General features: G+C 36.7%; 16 protein-coding genes. 13 read left to right on the top strand and 3 right to left on the bottom strand.

Translation table 11 applies throughout. From position 1 onward, the window contains the following. Nucleotides 1-124: 124 nt before the first annotated feature. The 6 genes from ACH2CJ_RS01410 to ACH2CJ_RS01435 all read left to right on the top strand — a co-directional run bounded on the left by ACH2CJ_RS01410 (nucleotide 125) and on the right by ACH2CJ_RS01435 (nucleotide 7577). The gene (locus ACH2CJ_RS01410) at nucleotides 125-1330 is read left to right on the top strand and encodes an RsmB/NOP family class I SAM-dependent RNA methyltransferase (RefSeq protein ID WP_394990286.1); all 1206 of its coding nucleotides are present in this window, start codon (nucleotides 125-127) and stop codon (nucleotides 1328-1330) included. Between the two features lie 114 nt (nucleotides 1331-1444). Next, nucleotides 1445-2941: a glycerol kinase GlpK gene (glpK, locus tag ACH2CJ_RS01415; RefSeq protein ID WP_394990287.1), complete on the top strand. Its 1497-nt coding sequence runs from the start codon at nucleotides 1445-1447 to the stop codon at nucleotides 2939-2941. 134 nt (nucleotides 2942-3075) lie between these two features. After that, a complete protein-coding gene (gene nadB, locus ACH2CJ_RS01420; RefSeq protein WP_394990288.1) occupies nucleotides 3076-4665 on the top strand; it encodes an L-aspartate oxidase in 1590 nt (529 codons plus the stop codon). Nucleotides 4666-4790: 125 nt separating this feature from the next. Continuing rightward, the gene (gene rpsJ / locus ACH2CJ_RS01425; RefSeq protein WP_015028736.1) at nucleotides 4791-5096 is read left to right on the top strand and encodes a 30S ribosomal protein S10; all 306 of its coding nucleotides are present in this window, start codon (nucleotides 4791-4793) and stop codon (nucleotides 5094-5096) included. A 337-nt stretch (nucleotides 5097-5433) separates the two neighbouring features. Next, the gene (gene pdhA / locus ACH2CJ_RS01430) at nucleotides 5434-6450 is read left to right on the top strand and encodes a pyruvate dehydrogenase (acetyl-transferring) E1 component subunit alpha (protein WP_394990289.1); all 1017 of its coding nucleotides are present in this window, start codon (nucleotides 5434-5436) and stop codon (nucleotides 6448-6450) included. A 242-nt stretch (nucleotides 6451-6692) separates the two neighbouring features. Next, nucleotides 6693-7577, top strand: coding sequence for a MerR family transcriptional regulator (locus tag ACH2CJ_RS01435; protein ID WP_394990290.1), 885 nt, complete (start codon nucleotides 6693-6695; stop codon nucleotides 7575-7577). 52 nt (nucleotides 7578-7629) lie between these two features. Here the strand turns inward: ACH2CJ_RS01435 and xylA are convergent, their stop codons facing one another. The 3 genes from xylA to ACH2CJ_RS01450 form a co-directional block, all read right to left on the bottom strand. Beyond that, entirely contained in the window at nucleotides 7630-8970 is a 1341-nt protein-coding gene (xylA, locus tag ACH2CJ_RS01440) for a xylose isomerase (protein WP_394990291.1), read from the bottom strand. 108 nt (nucleotides 8971-9078) lie between these two features. After that, on the bottom strand, nucleotides 9079-9501 hold the full coding sequence (locus ACH2CJ_RS01445) for an EamA family transporter (RefSeq protein WP_394990292.1): 423 nt from the start codon (nucleotides 9499-9501) through the stop codon (nucleotides 9079-9081). 91 nt (nucleotides 9502-9592) lie between these two features. Further along, nucleotides 9593-9820 carry a hypothetical protein gene (locus ACH2CJ_RS01450; RefSeq protein WP_394990293.1) on the bottom strand — a complete coding sequence of 76 codons (228 nt, stop codon included), beginning with the start codon at nucleotides 9818-9820 and terminating at the stop codon, nucleotides 9593-9595. A 351-nt stretch (nucleotides 9821-10171) separates the two neighbouring features. Between ACH2CJ_RS01450 and ACH2CJ_RS01455 the strand changes: the two genes are divergently transcribed. From ACH2CJ_RS01455 to leuC, 7 genes are all read left to right on the top strand, one after another. Then, nucleotides 10172-10414, top strand: coding sequence for a phosphopantetheine-binding protein (locus ACH2CJ_RS01455; RefSeq protein ID WP_394990294.1), 243 nt, complete (start codon nucleotides 10172-10174; stop codon nucleotides 10412-10414). A 46-nt stretch (nucleotides 10415-10460) separates the two neighbouring features. Further along, nucleotides 10461-11330 carry a sterol desaturase family protein gene (locus ACH2CJ_RS01460; RefSeq protein ID WP_394990295.1) on the top strand — a complete coding sequence of 290 codons (870 nt, stop codon included), beginning with the start codon at nucleotides 10461-10463 and terminating at the stop codon, nucleotides 11328-11330. A gap of 102 nt (nucleotides 11331-11432) precedes the next feature. Then, nucleotides 11433-11882: a DUF4890 domain-containing protein gene (locus tag ACH2CJ_RS01465; protein WP_394990296.1), complete on the top strand. Its 450-nt coding sequence runs from the start codon at nucleotides 11433-11435 to the stop codon at nucleotides 11880-11882. Between the two features lie 99 nt (nucleotides 11883-11981). Then, nucleotides 11982-12452, top strand: coding sequence for a DUF2147 domain-containing protein (locus tag ACH2CJ_RS01470; RefSeq protein WP_394990297.1), 471 nt, complete (start codon nucleotides 11982-11984; stop codon nucleotides 12450-12452). A gap of 141 nt (nucleotides 12453-12593) precedes the next feature. Next, nucleotides 12594-14777 (top strand): TonB-dependent receptor domain-containing protein, encoded by a 2184-nt coding sequence (locus ACH2CJ_RS01475; RefSeq protein WP_394990298.1) that lies wholly within the window; start codon nucleotides 12594-12596, stop codon nucleotides 14775-14777. Between the two features lie 3 nt (nucleotides 14778-14780). Next, nucleotides 14781-15623 carry a helix-turn-helix transcriptional regulator gene (locus ACH2CJ_RS01480; RefSeq protein ID WP_394990299.1) on the top strand — a complete coding sequence of 281 codons (843 nt, stop codon included), beginning with the start codon at nucleotides 14781-14783 and terminating at the stop codon, nucleotides 15621-15623. 93 nt (nucleotides 15624-15716) lie between these two features. Next, nucleotides 15717-17117: a 3-isopropylmalate dehydratase large subunit gene (gene leuC, locus ACH2CJ_RS01485; RefSeq protein ID WP_394990300.1), complete on the top strand. Its 1401-nt coding sequence runs from the start codon at nucleotides 15717-15719 to the stop codon at nucleotides 17115-17117. Nucleotides 17118-17280 lie beyond the last annotated feature (163 nt).

Genomic DNA, 17280 nt, shown 5'->3' on the forward strand with positions numbered 1-17280 from the left:
AACTCTTGGGCAGAAATACTGAAAAATGTACTGAGAAATAAGCCGACAAAAAATATTTTTTTCATTGCTATAAGAAAGAAGGTTAATTTTGGGATAAAGTTAAAAAAGAAACATTATAATCTACATGAAATATCACCGAGTTTTAGTCGAAGCCATAGTTTTTGCCTTGCAGCAGATTTTTAACGAAAATCGGCAGGCCGACAAGGTCATTGAGCAGGTTTTGAAATCAAATAAAAAATGGGGCAGTCGAGACAGAGCATTTATTGCCGAAAATACTTATGAAATTGTTCGTTGGTGGCGATTGCTAAAATTCGTCTCAAATATCAATTGTGTAAAAGTTGAGGAGGAAGCACTTTTTTGGCAACTTTTTGGTTCGTGGCGAGTGCTGCAAGGTGATAAATTGCCCGAATGGACAGAGTTTGTGAAACTCAACCCAAAAGAAATTTTAGCTCGTAAAGAGGAAGCAAAGGAAATTAGAAAAGTCAGAGAATCAATCCCAGATTGGATGGATACAATTGGCGAGCAAGAATTAGGCGAAAAATGGGATGATGAAATTCACGCCATGAATCAACAAGCCAAAGTTGTGTTACGAACTAATACACTGAAAACCAATAAGTTAGATTTAAAAAAGGCTTTTAGTGAAATTGGTATCGACACCGAAACTTTGTTAAATGTGGATGACGCTTTGGTACTTCCCAAACGTGCCAATGTTTTCGCAACTGAACTTTTCAAGAAAGGCTTATTTGAAGTGCAAGATGCTGGTAGTCAGTTAATTGCCTCATTTTTGGATGTTCGTGCAGGAATGCGAGTAATTGATGCTTGTGCAGGTGCGGGCGGAAAAACCCTTCATTTGGCAACATTGATGGAAAACAAAGGTCGAATCATAGCGATGGATGTGGAAGATTATAAACTCCAAGAACTGCAACGCCGAGCCAAACGCAACGGAATCGGCAATGTAGAAACCAAGCTCATTGAAGCAAAAACCGTTAAAAGATTACGAGAAAGTGCCGATCGACTGTTGCTTGATGTACCTTGTTCAGGCTTGGGAGTTTTACGCCGAAATCCTGATGCAAAATGGAAATTGAAAAGCGATTTTCTCGAAAAAATCAAACATACACAAGCAGAAATCATAACGAATTATTCAAAAATGCTCAAACACGGGGGTAAAATGGTTTATGCCACGTGCAGCATTTTACCTTCTGAAAGCGAAGAACAAGTACAAAAATTCATTGCACAAAATCCTGAATATCAGTTAATTGAAGAAAAACGCACTTCGCCCGCAAATGATGGATTTGACGGTTTTTATATGGCTTTAATTGAAAGGAAGTAGTTTTTTGTACGACGGGTTTGTAACCCGTCAAGTTGAAATATTAACAATAATTATTTCTATATTTGACCAACAAATTCAACCCTATAAAAATACCTATTCAACAAAACCAATTCTATGAAATACATTGCATCAATCGACCAAGGCACAACTAGCACCCGTTGCATTATTTTTGACAAAAAAGGAAATATCGTTTCGGTTGGACAAAAAGAACACGAACAGATTTATCCAAAACCAGGTTGGGTTGAGCATAATTCAGAAGAAATTTGGAAAAATACGCTCGAAGTAATCGCCTTGGCTCGTATCAATAAAAATATTAAGGTCGAAGATATTGCAGCCTGTGGAATTACAAACCAACGAGAAACCGCCGTTGTTTGGAATAAACGCACAGGAAAAGCCTATTATAACGCCCTCGTTTGGCAAGATACACGTGTGGGCGAAACTGTAAACGCTCTCACAAAAAGTCATGGTTCACAATTTTTTCAAGACCGCACTGGGTTACCTTTGGCGACTTATTTTAGTGGTTTAAAGATAAAATGGATTCTGGATAACATTGCTGGCGTACGTGAAGATGCCGAAAAAGGTGATGCCATTTTTGGCAATATGGATACGTTCTTGATGTGGAACTTGACAGGTGGAATAAAAGGTGGTTTACACATTACCGACGTAACCAACGCCAGTCGCACGCAATTAATGAACCTTGAAACCGTTAAATGGGATGCAGAATTGGCAGCAATTATGAACATTCCGCTACAAATGTTGCCTAAAATTGAGCCAAGTAGCAAAGTTTATGGGCATATTACTTCCGATACAATGAAAGGGGTTCCGTTAGCAGGAATCTTGGGCGATCAACAAGCTGCACTCGTTGGACAAACTTGCTATCAACCTGGAGAAGCCAAAAACACTTACGGAACAGGTTGTTTTATGTTGATGAATACAGGTACAGAAATCGTTCCGTCGAAGCATGGTTTACTCACAACGGTTGCTTATCAATTTGAGAACCAACCAGTTCATTATGCTCTCGAAGGCTCGGTAGCAATTGCAGGTGCATTGGTGCAATGGCTACGAGACAATATGGGAATGATAGAAAAAAGTACCGATGTAGAGGCTTTGGCAAAAACCGTGGAAGATAATGGCGGAGCATATTTCGTTCCTGCATTTTCGGGGCTTTATGCCCCTTATTGGAAATCGTCGGCTCGTGGCGTAATTGCGGGTTTAACTCGCTATGTGAATAAAGGACACATTGCACGGGCAGTTTTGGAAGCAACCGCTTATCAGACTAGAGATGTGCTGGAAGCAATGGAAAAAGATTCGGGCATTGAAGTTACGTCTTTACGAGTTGACGGCGGAATGGTTGTAAACGAATTATTGATGCAATTTCAGTCAGATATGTTAAAAGTGCCAGTTATTCGTCCAAAAATGATTGAAACTACTGCTTTGGGTGCAGCTTATGCCGCAGGTTTGGCCGTTGGGTTTTGGGCAAATTTAGACGATTTGCTACAAAACTGGGGCAAAGACAAAACATGGAAACCCAAGATGAAGGCCACCGAACGCAAAAAACTTTATACAGGTTGGAAGAAGGCCATTAAGCGTTCGTTTGATTGGGAGAAGTAGGAAAGAAATAAGAAATAAGACGGGGTCGCCCGTGCGATTTAGAATTAGGAATTTGCAATAACTTTGAATGTTTATATCATTCACTCATTCGGAACGGGCGGCGTACCGCTTCACACAATCACTCATTGAATTTCATGCAAAAAGTAGATTTTTTAGTTATAGGTTCGGGTATTGCGGGTTTGAGTTTTGCACTCAAAGCCTCGGCAAAAGGCAAGGTTTTGGTTTTGACGAAAGTAAATGCCGACGAAACCAATACAAAATATGCACAAGGTGGCATTGCCGCAGTTTTCGACCCAGATACCGATTCTTTCGAGAAACATATCAGCGATACGCTTATTGCGGGTGATGGACTTTGCGACCGAAAAATCGTTGAAATTGTAGTAAAAGAAGGCCCTGACCGTATACAAGAATTGATAAAGTACGGCACAAATTTCGACAAACATGATGGAGAATATGACCTCACTCGTGAAGGCGGACATTCGGAAAAACGCATCTTACACTATAAAGACATCACAGGTAAAGAAATCGAACGTGCTTTGCTCGAAGAAGTAAGCAAAAACCCGAACATCGAAATTTTGACGCATTACTATGCCGTCGAAATTATTACGCAACACCATTTGGGTATCGAAGTAAACCGTGAAACCAATGATGTAACTTGTTACGGCGTTTATGCCTTAAATTTACAGAGTGGCGAAGTGGAAACCATTTTGTCGAAAATGACCATAATGGCAACAGGTGGAGCTGGACATATTTATTCGGCAACAACAAATCCTGTAATAGCCACTGGCGATGGCATTGCTATGGTTTACCGAGCAAAAGGTCGAGTGCGAGACATGGAAATGATTCAGTTTCATCCAACATCACTTTATAATCCAGGAGAATACCCAAGTTTCTTGATTACCGAAGCAGTTCGTGGTGAAGGTGGGGTTTTGAAAAACAAAAATGGCGAAGAATTTATGATGGGCTACGACCCACGTGGGTCGCTTGCACCACGTGATATTGTTGCCCGCTCGATTGATGCCGAAATGAAAAAAACGGGCGATGATCACGTTTATCTCGATATTTCATTCAAGCCAAAAGAGCTAATTTTGCAGCATTTTCCTAATATTTATGAAAAATGTTTGAGCATTGGTCTTGATATTACAAAAGACCAAATACCAGTAGTTCCAGCGGCCCATTATTTGTGCGGTGGAATTTTAGTTGATGAAATGGGGCGTTCAACCATCAATCGTTTGTTTGCTTGTGGCGAATGTTCGTCAACAGGTTTGCACGGAGCAAATCGTTTAGCATCAAATTCTTTGCTTGAAGCGGCCGTTTTTGGTCATCGAATAGCACTCGAAGCACTTCACGATTTCGATAACCTGAGTTTCCAAGAAAATGTGCCAGATTGGAATGAATTCGGTACTGAGCAATCGAACGAAGAAATTTTAGTAACGCATAACCTTCGAGAATTACAAAGAATGATGGCCGATTACGTCGGAATCGTTCGCTCAGATTTCCGCTTGGAGCGTGCCATGCGACGTTTGAAATTAATTAAAGAAGAAACCGAAGAATTTTATAAAAAAACTAAACTTTCGATGAAATTGTGTGAATTAAGAAACTTGGTTCAATGTGCTGAAATGGTTATTAAATGTGCCATGAAACGCAAAGAAAGTCGAGGTTTACATTTCACAACCGACTATCCTTATAAGTTGGGAGGCAAGCCTGAGAATTCGGTTTTGTAAAGAAAACTTTCAAATAAAAAATATTTTCCCTAATTTTGTACCCCGATACAAATAGTATCTTGTTCTTTGTCGAAGCAAATGGTTCTTTCGCCAAGGGTTTTTTCTCACTTTAAATACTTGAACCAATGTCACAAAAAATCAGAATCAAATTGAAGTCATTTGACCACAATTTAGTGGACAAATCGGCTGAAAGAATTGTGAAAGCTGTAAAATCTACAGGTGCAGTTGTTAGCGGTCCAATTCCGTTGCCAACTCGCAAAGAAATCTTCACTGTTTTGCGTTCACCACACGTTAACAAAAAAGCACGTGAGCAATTCCAATTGTGTACTTACAAACGTCTAATTGACATCTATTCGGCAAGCCCGAAAACAGTAGATGCCTTGATGAAATTGGAGCTACCAAGTGGTGTTGATGTTGAAATCAAAGTGTAGTTTTTATAAAACTGAAATAAAAAGCCTATTTGTTGAAAAGCAGATAGGCTTTTTTTTGAAAAATAAATTTTCAAAATGTTTCATACCTAACAGCATGAGAATATATTTTTGATTCTTTTTCTACCAATATTTAATTCCTACGTGATTTTAATAGGAAGAATACTACTAAGAAAAGATGTTCTTTATTCATAATTGCCTGTTAATAAGCTCTTTATAGTTAAAAAACTCTGAATTCAGAACTCAGAATTCAGAACTCTTTGAGCATATTGATTTAATTCATAAATTTGCATTTATTCTAAGCGATTTACATTCACCATAAAAGATTCAAGAAGTCAAAATGGCATCTACTAAAGAAAAAGCTCCAAAGGTTAAATACAGTAAAGAAACTTATATGTATTGGTACGAATCAATGTACCTTCAGAGAAAATTTGAGGAAAAAGCTGGGCAATTATATGGTCAGCAAAAGATTCGTGGATTTTGCCATTTATATATTGGCCAAGAGGCTTGTTCTTCAGGAGCGGTTTCTGCCTTAACAAAAGATGATAAATGGATTACGGCATACCGTGACCACGGCCATCCGTTGGCTTTGGGAACTGACCCGAACAGAATCATGGCAGAGCTTTTCGGAAAAGCAACTGGCACGACCAAAGGAAAAGGCGGTTCGATGCACATTTTCGACAAAGAAGTTAATTTTATCGGTGGACACGGCATCGTTGGAGCTCAAATTCCACTCGGTGCAGGTATCGCTTTTGCCGAAAAATATAAAGGCACAAAAAACCTTTGTATGTGTTATTTTGGTGATGGTGCGGTGCGTCAAGGTGCTTTGCATGAAGCCTTCAATATGGCAATGACTTGGAAATTACCAGTAATTTTTGTTGTAGAAAACAATGGTTATGCCATGGGAACTTCGGTTGAGCGTACATCAAACGTGCGTGAACTTTATACAATTGGCGAAGGCTACGATATGCCAGCCGAGCCAGTTGATGGAATGGATGTGGAAATGGTGCATGAAGCAGTAAAACGTGCCGCTGACCGTGCAAGAGCAGGTGAAGGACCAACATTCTTAGAATTTAAAACCTATCGTTTCCGTGGACACTCAATGTCTGACCCACAAAAATACCGTACAAAAGAAGAGGTTGAGCAATGGAAAAGCCGTGACCCTTTAGAAATGTGCCGTGATAGAATTTTGACAAATGGCATTGCTACAGAAGCTGAATTAGAAGTGATTGATGCTCGTGTGAAAGAAAAAGTAGAGGCTTCGGTAAAATTTGCAGAAGAATCGCCTTATCCAGATGCTTCTGAGGCATTTAAAGATGTTTATATGGATACTGAATATCCTTTCGTAATGGAATAGGTTATAAATTTATATATCAAAAAGCCCGTATTGAATTTTCAATACGGGCTTTTTGATGGTTTATCTGTTTTTTTTAATAGAGATAATTGTTTTTCTTAAACAAATAGATAAATATAGGGTTATAGCTGTATTATTTATTTGTAAAAGTTTAATGCTCCTTTTTTTTTATCAAAACTTTAAGACACTATTGCACCTTAATTTTAGAAGAAATGAGGGTTTAGCTTTTCATTAAAGTCCAACACATGAGTAATTATTCTATAAAAGATTTAGAACAACTATCTGGGATTAAGGCTCATACGCTCAGAATTTGGGAGCAAAGGTACAATATTATCAATCCTAAAAGGACTGATACCAATATTCGTACTTATGATGATAAAGACTTAAAATTAGTGCTTAATATTGCTTTATTACAATCGCATAATTATAAAATTTCTAAAATTGCACAACTAAGCCTTGAAGAATTATCAAAAGAAGTTTTGGCGATTTCGGAGCGACAGTTAAATTATCCTGACCAGATTCATTCCCTTACCATTGCAATGATTGATATGGATGAAGACCGTTTTGAAAAAATAATGGCGACCAATATTTTGCAATTTGGCTTTGAAAACACAATGATTAATATCATTTATCCTTTTTTGAGTCGCATTGGTATACTGTGGGTTACAGGTTCGATTGGCCCAGCACAAGAGCATTTTATTACGAACTTGATACGTCAGAAAATTATTGTAGCGATTGAAGGGCAAGTGATAAGATTGAATGCTAATTCCAAAAAATATATTTTATATACTCCAGAAGGCGAGTTACACGAAATTCCATTGCTTTTTGCTAATTATGTTCTTCGGGCAAGAAACAATAAAGTAGTTTATTTAGGACAAAGTTTACCTTTCAATGAGCTTCAATTTGTGTGCGAATTGCATAAGCCAGATTACCTATTTTCAGTAATTACTTCAACGCCAGGCCAAGATGAAATTCAAAATTATGTAAATCGTCTGGGAGAAAATTTTCCTACAATAAAGGTTTTATTGACTGGCTATCAGGTAGTTGCACAAGGCATAGAATTGCCTCCAAATACTGAGATAGTGATAAATATTAAACAGTTGATGGATATTGCCGAAGGGAGTATTTAGTCATGATAAAAACCTGCAAAGTTTTGCACTTTGCAGGTTTTTATGAATTTTATCAAATATATTGATTGATAATCATCTCAAACAATTCTTGTTTGCCACTTATTTGTTGTGGTTCGCCATTGCTGAGAGCAATTCGGTGTAAATCTTCTAACCCTAATTTTCCTGCTTCATACAAAGCACCATTGCCGCCATCAAATGATGCGTAGCGATTGGCACGCAATTTTTTGTATTCCGATTTTTCGAGAATATCATTTGCCACCAACAAAGCACGAGCAAATGCGTCCATACCTGCAATATGAGCAATGAAAATATCGTCTAAATCAGTTGAGTTTCTACGAGTTTTTGCATCAAAGTTTACACCACCAGTTGTCAAGCCACCTGCTTCCAAGATAACCAACATTGCCTCGGTCAATTCAAATAAATCAACCGGAAATTGGTCAGTATCCCAACCATTTTGGTAATCACCACGGTTGGCATCAACGCTGCCCAACATTCCTGCATCGGCTGCCATTTGAAGTTCGTGAGCAAAAGTATGTCCTGCCAAAGTAGCATGATTTACTTCTACATTCAATTGAAAATCTTGGTCTAAACCATAATTACGCAAGAAACCAATTACGGTTTGAGCATCATAATCATATTGATGCTTCGATGGTTCACAAGGTTTCGGCTCGATGTAGAATTTACCTGTAAAGCCATTTTTACGAGCATAATCACGAGAAATTGTAAGGAATTGAGCCAAATGGTCAATTTCTTTTTTCGTGTTTGTATTTAATAATGACATATAACCTTCACGTCCTCCCCAGAAAACGTAGCCTTCTCCACCCAATTCGATGGTTGCATCAATGGCATTTTTTACTTGAAATCCACCATGAGCAACTACCGAAAAGTCAGGGTTAGTTGAGGCACCATTCATGTAGCGTTTGTGCGAAAACAAATTGGCAGTTCCCCAAAGCAATTTCACGCCACTTTCCTTTTGTTTGAGTTTGGCTAATGCAGCAATTGTTTGCACATTTTTCTCAAATTCTGCTTGAGAATTACCTTCTGGAGCAATATCAATATCATGAAAACAGTAAAAAGGTGTACCTAACTTTGTCATGAATTCAAATGCAGCATCCAATTTGTCTTTGGCAGCATCTAATGGTGTTTTTGCTAAATCCCAAGGAAAAACTTTAGTTCCTGGACCAAATGGGTCGCCACCATTGCCACAGAATGTGTGCCAATAAGCAGTTGCGAAACGGAGGTGTTCGGCCATTGTTTTGCCTGCTACGATACGGCTTGCATCATAATACTTAAATGCTAAATAATTGTTAGATTCGCGGCCTTCGTAAGCAATAGCATTTTTTATGAATGGAAAATACTCTTTCTGACCAAGAGTGATGTTTAGTTTTGACATGAATGATTCGTGTTTGGAGCGTTCAAAAAGATTGAATATGATGCGAAATAAATTATTAAGTGTCAAAAATACAATTATTTTTCAAGATTTATTTCTGAGGACGAAAAGCTATTTCCAAACTAACACAATTAAACCTATCAAAATTAGCCCTCCGCCGATAATTATTTTTGGTGTAACAGGTTCTTTTAGCAAAGTAAATGATAGTAAAAGTGTAATCAAAATACTGCCTTTGTCAATCGAAGCTACATAAGAAACTTCTCCGATTTGGATTGCCTTGTAGTAGAAAATCCAAGATAGGGTTGTAGTCAGACCAGAAACCACCAAAAACATAACTGATTTTGTCGTTAGGTTTTGTATTTCTTTGGTTTCTTGAAAAATAAAAAAATTGAGTAGCACAAAGCCAAAAACGACCGTTGTGCGAACAGCAAGCCCAAGGTCGGAGCTGATGTTTTTTAAACCAAATTTGGCAATAACCGAAGTTAGACCCGCAAAAAACATCGAAATAATGCTATAAAGAATCCAGTTTTTCATACGTAGCAAATAAAAAAGTTGCTTGACTTTAAAGCCAAGCAACTTTACAAATAATAATTTGAATACACTACTTTTTAATCATTTTTCTGCATTAAGCAGCTTTTTTAGCTTTGTGATGGCGATTTTTTTTGAATATACCTCCTGCTTTTGTTTGAGGTTTTGCTTCTTTTTTCTCAGAATTAACAGCTATTTTTTCTTGTTTTTTCTGAGCTTTCGCCTCTTGTTTTGGTGTTTGTTTTTTTACTCCACCTTTAGCAAATGTAGCAGGTGCAACTAAAGTTGTGAGGGCAATGGCGGCTAACAAAAATGACTTTTTCATGTGCTTAATTAGTTTTGAAATTTGTTGGGTTCACTCGTTTGGCGAACTTTCTGATGCAAACTTCGGTCGGCAACATTAAAATCGTTATAAGCTAAAATTAAATGAGAATTAAATTCGACAGACATTTATTTTCTTAATTCACAACTTCAAAATTGCTACAGAATTAACCGTTTGATTTACTATTATGAATTGTTTTTTTAAGGATTAAATTTCACTTTACCCCACCTTTCCATTATAGATAACGTAACTAATGGCAGTGACTTTCTAAAATTAATCTTCTTTTAATCCTAGAATAATTTTATATCAAGAAAACATACTGAGATTTGTTCGAATTCTAAACTTTAAAAATATATGACCAATATTCAGGAAAAATTGATTGAAATTGTCAAAAACCAAGGTGTTATTTCTGTCAAAAATCTTACATCAGAATCTAATTTTATAAAAGATTTGGGTTATGACTCGCTCGATATGACAGAATTGCAGATGCTTATTGAACAAAATTTTAGCATTAATATTTCTGACCAAGATAGCCATAAATTTATAACTATTGGAGAAGCCACAAAATACTTGTCACAAGTATTGGTAGCTGCCTAAACAAACTTTGCCTTATTACTTACTAACCTTATAAGCACCTGCCTTTATGAACAACATCATTGAGTATTTTTCCAATGTGCCTGACTCTCACCGCATTATTTTAATCTGTACTTCGATGTTTCTTTTGTGGAATATTGAAAATAGCATTGGCTTAAATTTTAACTACAAAAAATGGAAACACGCTTTTACCAATAGCCTTTTTACGATTTTTGATATTCCTGTTCAATTTTTGTTGGGCATCGCATTTGTGTTTTCTACAAAATGGGCGACAGCTCACCATTGGGGACTTTTAAATTGGTTTCACATAAAAAATATGTGGTTGCTATTTTTAGTGACCTTTATTGTTCTTGATTTTTGCGAATATGTTTACCATGTAATTATGCACAAAGTTAAACGCCTTTGGATGTTTCACCTTGTGCATCACAGCGACCGAGTGATTGATGTTTCTTCTACTTTACGTGAACATCCAGGCGAAACCACTATCCGTCTTTCGTTTTTGGTGCTTTGGGTTTGCTTGTCGGGAGCCGCTTTTTGGGCAATATTATTTCGCCAATTCATTCAAATTTTGTCTAATGTTTTTGCCCACTCCAATTTCCGAATTCCTGTAAGAATTGACAGGATAATCAGCTGTGTATTTGTTACGCCAAATTTTCATCATGTGCATCATCATTATCAACAGCCTTATACTGATAGTAATTATGGTGATGTTTTGAGTATTTGGGATAGACTTTTTGGTACGTTTAGAACATTATCTGCCGAAAAAACTATTTTTGGTGTTGATTCTTGCATGAAAGAATGTGATAATGCTAACTTTAAAAACTTAATAATGATGCCTTTCGGAAAATACCGTCCAGCAGTTGTCGATAGTACCCGAAGAGAAGAATTAGTTTTGGACAAAACCTTACAACAGGCATAATAAAATAGAAGTTAAATTAAAGACTAATTAAATTTACCGAGCGAATTTAAACATTATAGTAATTTTTACGTCTAACTAAAGAACATTAAATTTTAAAAGAAAATGAACCCAATCAAAGTATTTATTTTATTAGCAGTTATGGCAAGTTCTCAAACAATACTTGCTCAACCACCAGCTCCTGAAAAGCATACGAAAGCTGACAAACCACAACGCCCAATGGCTGATGCAGCTACTCGTGCGAGAAAAATGACTGACCGCATGACCAAAGATTTGGGTTTAAATGAGGCAACATCTAAGAAAATGTATGATATTACTTTAGCAAGAGCTACTAAAATTGACCAAATTCAAGGAAGTGCTATTGATGGAAAAGCAAAAAATGATGCCTTAAAAGCCAATGCAGATGATTTTAAAGCAAAATTAAAGTCGATTCTTACTGCAGAACAATTTGCTAAATTTGAAGCAATGAAAAAAGAGGAGCGAGGTTCAAGAGGAGAAGGTGGCTCACCACCGCATAAAGGTAAAAAAGGAAAAAGACCAGAAGGAAATAATTAAGGAGTTGGTTTTAGAAGTAAAGAAGTTCTGGTTAGCATATTTGTTTATGACTAATCAGAACTTTAATTTATGTAATAATTTTAATAGTTATCCCTATTTATGAAAAGCATCATTTTTTTGTTTTTTGGAATCTTCAGTATTTCAAATAGCAATGCACAAACAAGCAAAGCTGACCAAATTTTAGGCGATTGGATTAGTCCAGAAAAAGATGTAATAGTACACGTTTACAAAGAAAAAGAGCATTATTTCGGTAAAATTGTTTGGTTCAAAAAATATAATAATAACGTTAAAATTGATGCCATTGATGACTCAAAAGGACTTATAGAAGAAAAATGGATGAATACGATTGTCATGCGAGATTTTGTTTTTGTTGATAACGAATGGACAGATGGGAAAATATTTCAGTTGAAAACGGGTAAAACTTATGATGCCTTTATCCGAATGAAAGATGCCAATAGCTTGAGGTTAACTGGCTATATTTTTCTACCGATTTTTAGCGAATCGGTTACGTTCACAAAATATCAAGAAACTCAGAAGCTCCCCACTATTGAGCTAAAAAAATCAAAATAAAAGGAATAAACTTAGCTAAATATCGCTGGCTAAGCCTATTTTTTTGTTAATCTTTTGCTTTACTAAACTACATTGCTGACCTTTGTTTCTTCAAATTTTCTACAGAATTCTGCTCTAAATTTGTTCAAAAAATAATACTTTATGAAAAGAATTTCCTTTATAATTTTGCTTACTTTTTATGCTTTTTCAAGCATTTTTGCTCAAAACATTAAGATTAGAGTACAAGATGATAAGAACCATGAGCCTCTAATAGGAGCAACAATAAAGCCGAAAAATAATGCCAAAAGTGGTGCTTTAGCAGATATTGAAGGCATAGTTGAATTTAAAAATCTACCATTAGGCAAGCAAATTTTTGAAGCAAGTTCAGTTGGTTACGAAACAAAGACTTTTGAAGTAGAATTACCATTTGCCAATAATTTGCAGCCTTTTGTGGTGCAACTTTCAGCTTCAGAGTCTGACCTCGAAGAAGTTACCGTTTCAGCATTCCGTACTAATTCTCGCATCGAAGATTTACCAATCAAAGTAGAGGTTTTGGGGCAAGAAGATATGGACGAAGAAAGTACGATTGTACCAGGAAATGTGAGTAGCATTTTGGGTGATATTTCGATTATTCATGTACAACGAACTTCGGCAACCAATGGCAATCAGGCGATTCGTATGCAAGGACTTGACCCAAAATATACACAGATTCTGCGTGATGGTTTACCACTTTATGAAGGTTTTTCGGGAAACTTAGGCGTTTTGGCAATTCCGCCTTTAGATTTGAAACAAGTTGAAGTTGTAAAAGGCTCGGTATCAACACTTTATGGAGGTGGGGCAATTGGTGGAATGATAAATTTGGTATCGAAAGCACCAACTTCTGAGAAACCAGAAGTAACAATGGTAGTTAATCGAACGACTTTGAAAGAAACAAATATAAATGCTTACTACGCCCAAAAATATGATAAAATAGGCTTGACATTCTTTACGGGTTACACCCATCAACAAGCTGTAGATGTTGATGGAGATAGCTTTTCAGATAGTCCGTTGATTAGACAATTTACTTTTCATCCAAGATTTTTCTGGCAAATTTTACCAAAAAGCAAAATCAATATTGGCTATTCGTTTGTGAAAGAAAAGCGTCAAGGTGGCTATTTAGCCCCTGTTTTTTCATCGAGTTTGGGTTTTGTTTCAACAACCGATTTTCAGCGACATACCATTGATTATAACTTTAATCATGAATTCCGAAAAGGTCATACTTTTACGTTCAAAGGGGCAAGTAGTAATTTTGAGCGAACCAATAGCGAAGCGGCACAAACCTTTGGGGGCAAACAGACATCTTCTTATATCGAAGCTTCCGATTTTATAGAAAAAGGCAAAATAAAATTGATTGTTGGCTCAAATCTTATTCTCGAAAATTTCAAGAAAAATGTGCCAGATAATACTCTTTTGACTAATTATCAATACCAAACTCTTGGTTTTTTTATTCAAAATGATTGGCAAATAGTCAAAAAACTTTCACTACAAACAGGTATTCGTATCGACAATCATAATGTTTTCGGTAATTTTTTCTTACCAAGAATTTCATTGATGACCAAACCATCCGAGCATTTTACCATTCGTTGGAGCGTAGGAACTGGCTATAAAACACCTAATGTTTTTGCAAATCTTACGCCAAATAATGCCAAAACAAGCCTTGATTATTGGAGTTTGTTGCCACTGAGCAAAGATATTAAATCCGAATCTTCGATAGGAAGTAATATAGATATGGCATATCAAGGAACGATTGGCGAGAAATTAGTGATTCAGCTTGACCAAGCCTTTTATTATACTAATATCAAAAATCCAATTGTAGCCGTTTCTGATGGCACAAAAACTCGTTTGCAAAATGCCAGTTATGCTGTAAATAGCATTGGAACTGACACTTATTTACGCATGACACTTGATGATTATGAATTATATTTAGGTTATAATCATACTTTGGCTCGAAGAGTAAATTCGACTGAAAAAGTTTATTTGCCATTTAGTCCACAAGACAAGTTTTCTTTGACAGCTGCTTATTCAGTTGAGGGAAAATGGCGTTTTGGTATTGAAAGCAGTTGGGTTGGAAATCAGTATTTGTTTGATAATCAACGAGTTAAAAATTATTGGTTTTGGGCCTTGGCTATTGAGCGAAAGTTTGGAGAACATATAAGTTTAGTTGTAAATGGAGAAAATTTATTGAATATTCGTCAATCTAACTTTGAAAAAACGGTTACAGGAACTTCAACAAATCCAAGTTTTATGCCTATTTGGGCTCCCTTGGAAGGACGAGTAATAAATTTAGCTTTGAAATTAAAACTATAGATTATGCTTCGTGTACCATCTTCGATAAATACAAATGAATTTGAGTCTTTGAAGATTCAAGACATGACTTTTGTGGCTTATCGAAATAATATTTATCCACCAAGAAACGAAATTTTTTTTGAGGAACACGCCATCATTTATGTACTTGAAGGCGAAAAACGATTTGTTTCTCCTACGCAAGATGTTCACGTAAAAAAAGGGCAAATTTTATTTTTTCAGCGTGGTTGCTATTCTATGAATGAATCGATAGATAGCAATTATCGTAGCCTTGTTTTTTTCTTTCCCGAAAAATTACTGAAAGAATTTGTGGCACAAAATCTCTCACTTTTTGAAGATTATACGCAAAGCTCTTTCGAACAAATATTGAGTTTAGAAAGTAATAGCAACTTTGATATTTTTGTTGATTCGCTGATTCCTTTTTTTAGTGCCAGAACCAATCTTTTGAATCAATTTCTGAAATTAAAATTTGACGAATTGATGTTGCATCTGCTTGACCTCGATCGTAGCAATCAATTCCGAATAACTTTATTCAATATTTATCAAGGTCAAAAAGTTGATTTGGCTTATTTCCTTGAAAATTATTACCTTAAACCATTGTCTATTAATGAATTAGCACGTATTTCTGGCCGAAGTCTTTCGGCATTTAAACGTGATTTTGAACTGCAATTTAATACTTCTCCTGCCGTTTGGATAAAAAACAAACGCCTCGAATACGCTTTTTTTCTTCTACAAAATTCACAAAAAAACGTTTCCGAAATAAGCCTCGAAATTGGCTACGAAAGCGTCTCTCACTTTATCAAAGCCTTCAAAGAAAAATACGGTTTTACGCCCAATAAAATTATTTAAACCAAAAACGCTATTTTTTGGTCGTATTTCGTTAATCATTATTAGGTAATTATACTCAATTTTGTGGCATAGAAAATTTATAATTAAATTAATATGTCAGCACCAACATCATTATTCGACAAAGTATGGGATGCCCACGTCGTTCGTAAAATCGAAGATGGCCCCGATGTTTTTCTTATTGACCGCCACTTTATTCATGAAGTAACGAGTCCAGTTGCCTTTTTAGGTCTCGAAAGCCGTGATTTAGGCGTACTTTTCCCGAATCGTACATTTGCAACTGCCGACCATAACACCCCAACAATCAACCAACATTTACCAGTTCAAGACCCACTTTCAGCCAATCAGTTGAAAGCTTTGGAAACGAACTCGGCTAAATACGGTATTTCTCACTGGGGATTGGGTCATGCAAAAAATGGTATTGTTCACGTAGTTGGACCAGAAAATGGTATTACACAACCAGGAATGACCATTGTTTGTGGCGATTCGCACACATCTACGCACGGTGCTTTTGGAGCGATTGCTTTCGGAATTGGTACTTCTGAGGTAGAAATGGTACTTTCTTCGCAATGTATTATGCAGCCAAAACCAAAGAAAATGCGTGTAACTGTCAATGGCAAACTCGGAAAAGCCGTAATGCCAAAAGACGTTACGCTTTATATCATTGCTCAACTTTCGGCGGCGGGTGCTACAGGATATTTTGTAGAATATGCAGGCGATGTTTTTGAAAAAATGAGCATGGAGGGACGTATGACGGTTTGTAATATGTCAATCGAAATGGGTGCGAGAGGTGGTATGATTGCTCCTGATGAAACTACTTTTGCTTATCTGAAAGGCCGAGAGCAAACACCAAAAGGCGAGGCTTGGGACAGAGCTTTGGCTTACTGGAAAACCCTCAAAACTGATGAAGGTACAGTTTTCGATATGGAATATACTTATGATGCCGCTGACATTGAGCCACAAATTACCTACGGAACAAACCCGGGTTTAGGTACAGGTATTTCTCAGAATATTCCTTTGGCAAATCAAGTTTTAGATGGCGAGGCAAGTTACAAAAAATCATTAGGCTACATGGGTTTTGCCGAAAATGAGCCGATCATCGGTAAGGCTATCGACTATGTTTTCTTGGGAAGCTGTACCAATGGTCGTATTGAAGATTTTCGTGCTTTTGCATCAATCGTTAAAGGGCGTAAAAAAGCTGATAACGTAACGGCTTGGTTGGTTCCAGGGTCGCATGTTGTTGAGGCACAAATCAAAGAAGAAGGCATTTTAGATATTTTGACTGAAGCGGGCTTTGCTTTGCGTCAACCAGGTTGTTCGGCATGTTTGGCAATGAATGATGATAAGATTCCTGCTGGAAAATACGCAGTTTCAACATCAAACAGAAACTTTGAAGGCCGCCAAGGACCGGGAGCAAGAACACTTTTAGCCTCGCCACTTGTTGCAGCAGCAGCAGCGGTTACAGGAGTTGTTACTGATCCACGTACTTTGATTTAGGCTTTACGCTATATGCTTTAGGCATTTTTATCGTAAGAAGAAAACAAAAAATAAACATATATCGCTTAGAGATTGTTTTGGAATTATAGAAATTAGCTAAAAATTGAGAATCGGCGTATCTTGTTATCGACCAAAACAACAAGATATTGCAGACAAGTTTTTC

The organism is Emticicia sp. (genome assembly GCF_043780375.1).
In the GTDB taxonomy this organism is placed as follows: Bacteria; Bacteroidota; Bacteroidia; order Cytophagales; family Spirosomataceae; genus Emticicia.

Coding starts and splice junctions, on each gene's coding strand:
- ACH2CJ_RS01460 (WP_394990295.1), top strand. CDS start 10,461: ATGAACAACATCATTGAGTATTTTTCCAATGTGCCTGACTCTCACCGC.
- glpK (WP_394990287.1), top strand. CDS start 1,445: ATGAAATACATTGCATCAATCGACCAAGGCACAACTAGCACCCGTTGC.
- nadB (WP_394990288.1), top strand. CDS start 3,076: ATGCAAAAAGTAGATTTTTTAGTTATAGGTTCGGGTATTGCGGGTTTG.
- ACH2CJ_RS01470 (WP_394990297.1), top strand. CDS start 11,982: ATGAAAAGCATCATTTTTTTGTTTTTTGGAATCTTCAGTATTTCAAAT.
- ACH2CJ_RS01445 (WP_394990292.1), bottom strand. CDS start 9,501: ATGAAAAACTGGATTCTTTATAGCATTATTTCGATGTTTTTTGCGGGT.
- leuC (WP_394990300.1), top strand. CDS start 15,717: ATGTCAGCACCAACATCATTATTCGACAAAGTATGGGATGCCCACGTC.
- ACH2CJ_RS01475 (WP_394990298.1), top strand. CDS start 12,594: ATGAAAAGAATTTCCTTTATAATTTTGCTTACTTTTTATGCTTTTTCA.
- ACH2CJ_RS01455 (WP_394990294.1), top strand. CDS start 10,172: ATGACCAATATTCAGGAAAAATTGATTGAAATTGTCAAAAACCAAGGT.
- ACH2CJ_RS01435 (WP_394990290.1), top strand. CDS start 6,693: ATGAGTAATTATTCTATAAAAGATTTAGAACAACTATCTGGGATTAAG.
- ACH2CJ_RS01465 (WP_394990296.1), top strand. CDS start 11,433: ATGAACCCAATCAAAGTATTTATTTTATTAGCAGTTATGGCAAGTTCT.
- xylA (WP_394990291.1), bottom strand. CDS start 8,970: ATGTCAAAACTAAACATCACTCTTGGTCAGAAAGAGTATTTTCCATTC.
- ACH2CJ_RS01410 (WP_394990286.1), top strand. CDS start 125: ATGAAATATCACCGAGTTTTAGTCGAAGCCATAGTTTTTGCCTTGCAG.
- ACH2CJ_RS01480 (WP_394990299.1), top strand. CDS start 14,781: ATGCTTCGTGTACCATCTTCGATAAATACAAATGAATTTGAGTCTTTG.
- pdhA (WP_394990289.1), top strand. CDS start 5,434: ATGGCATCTACTAAAGAAAAAGCTCCAAAGGTTAAATACAGTAAAGAA.
- ACH2CJ_RS01450 (WP_394990293.1), bottom strand. CDS start 9,820: ATGAAAAAGTCATTTTTGTTAGCCGCCATTGCCCTCACAACTTTAGTT.
- rpsJ (WP_015028736.1), top strand. CDS start 4,791: ATGTCACAAAAAATCAGAATCAAATTGAAGTCATTTGACCACAATTTA.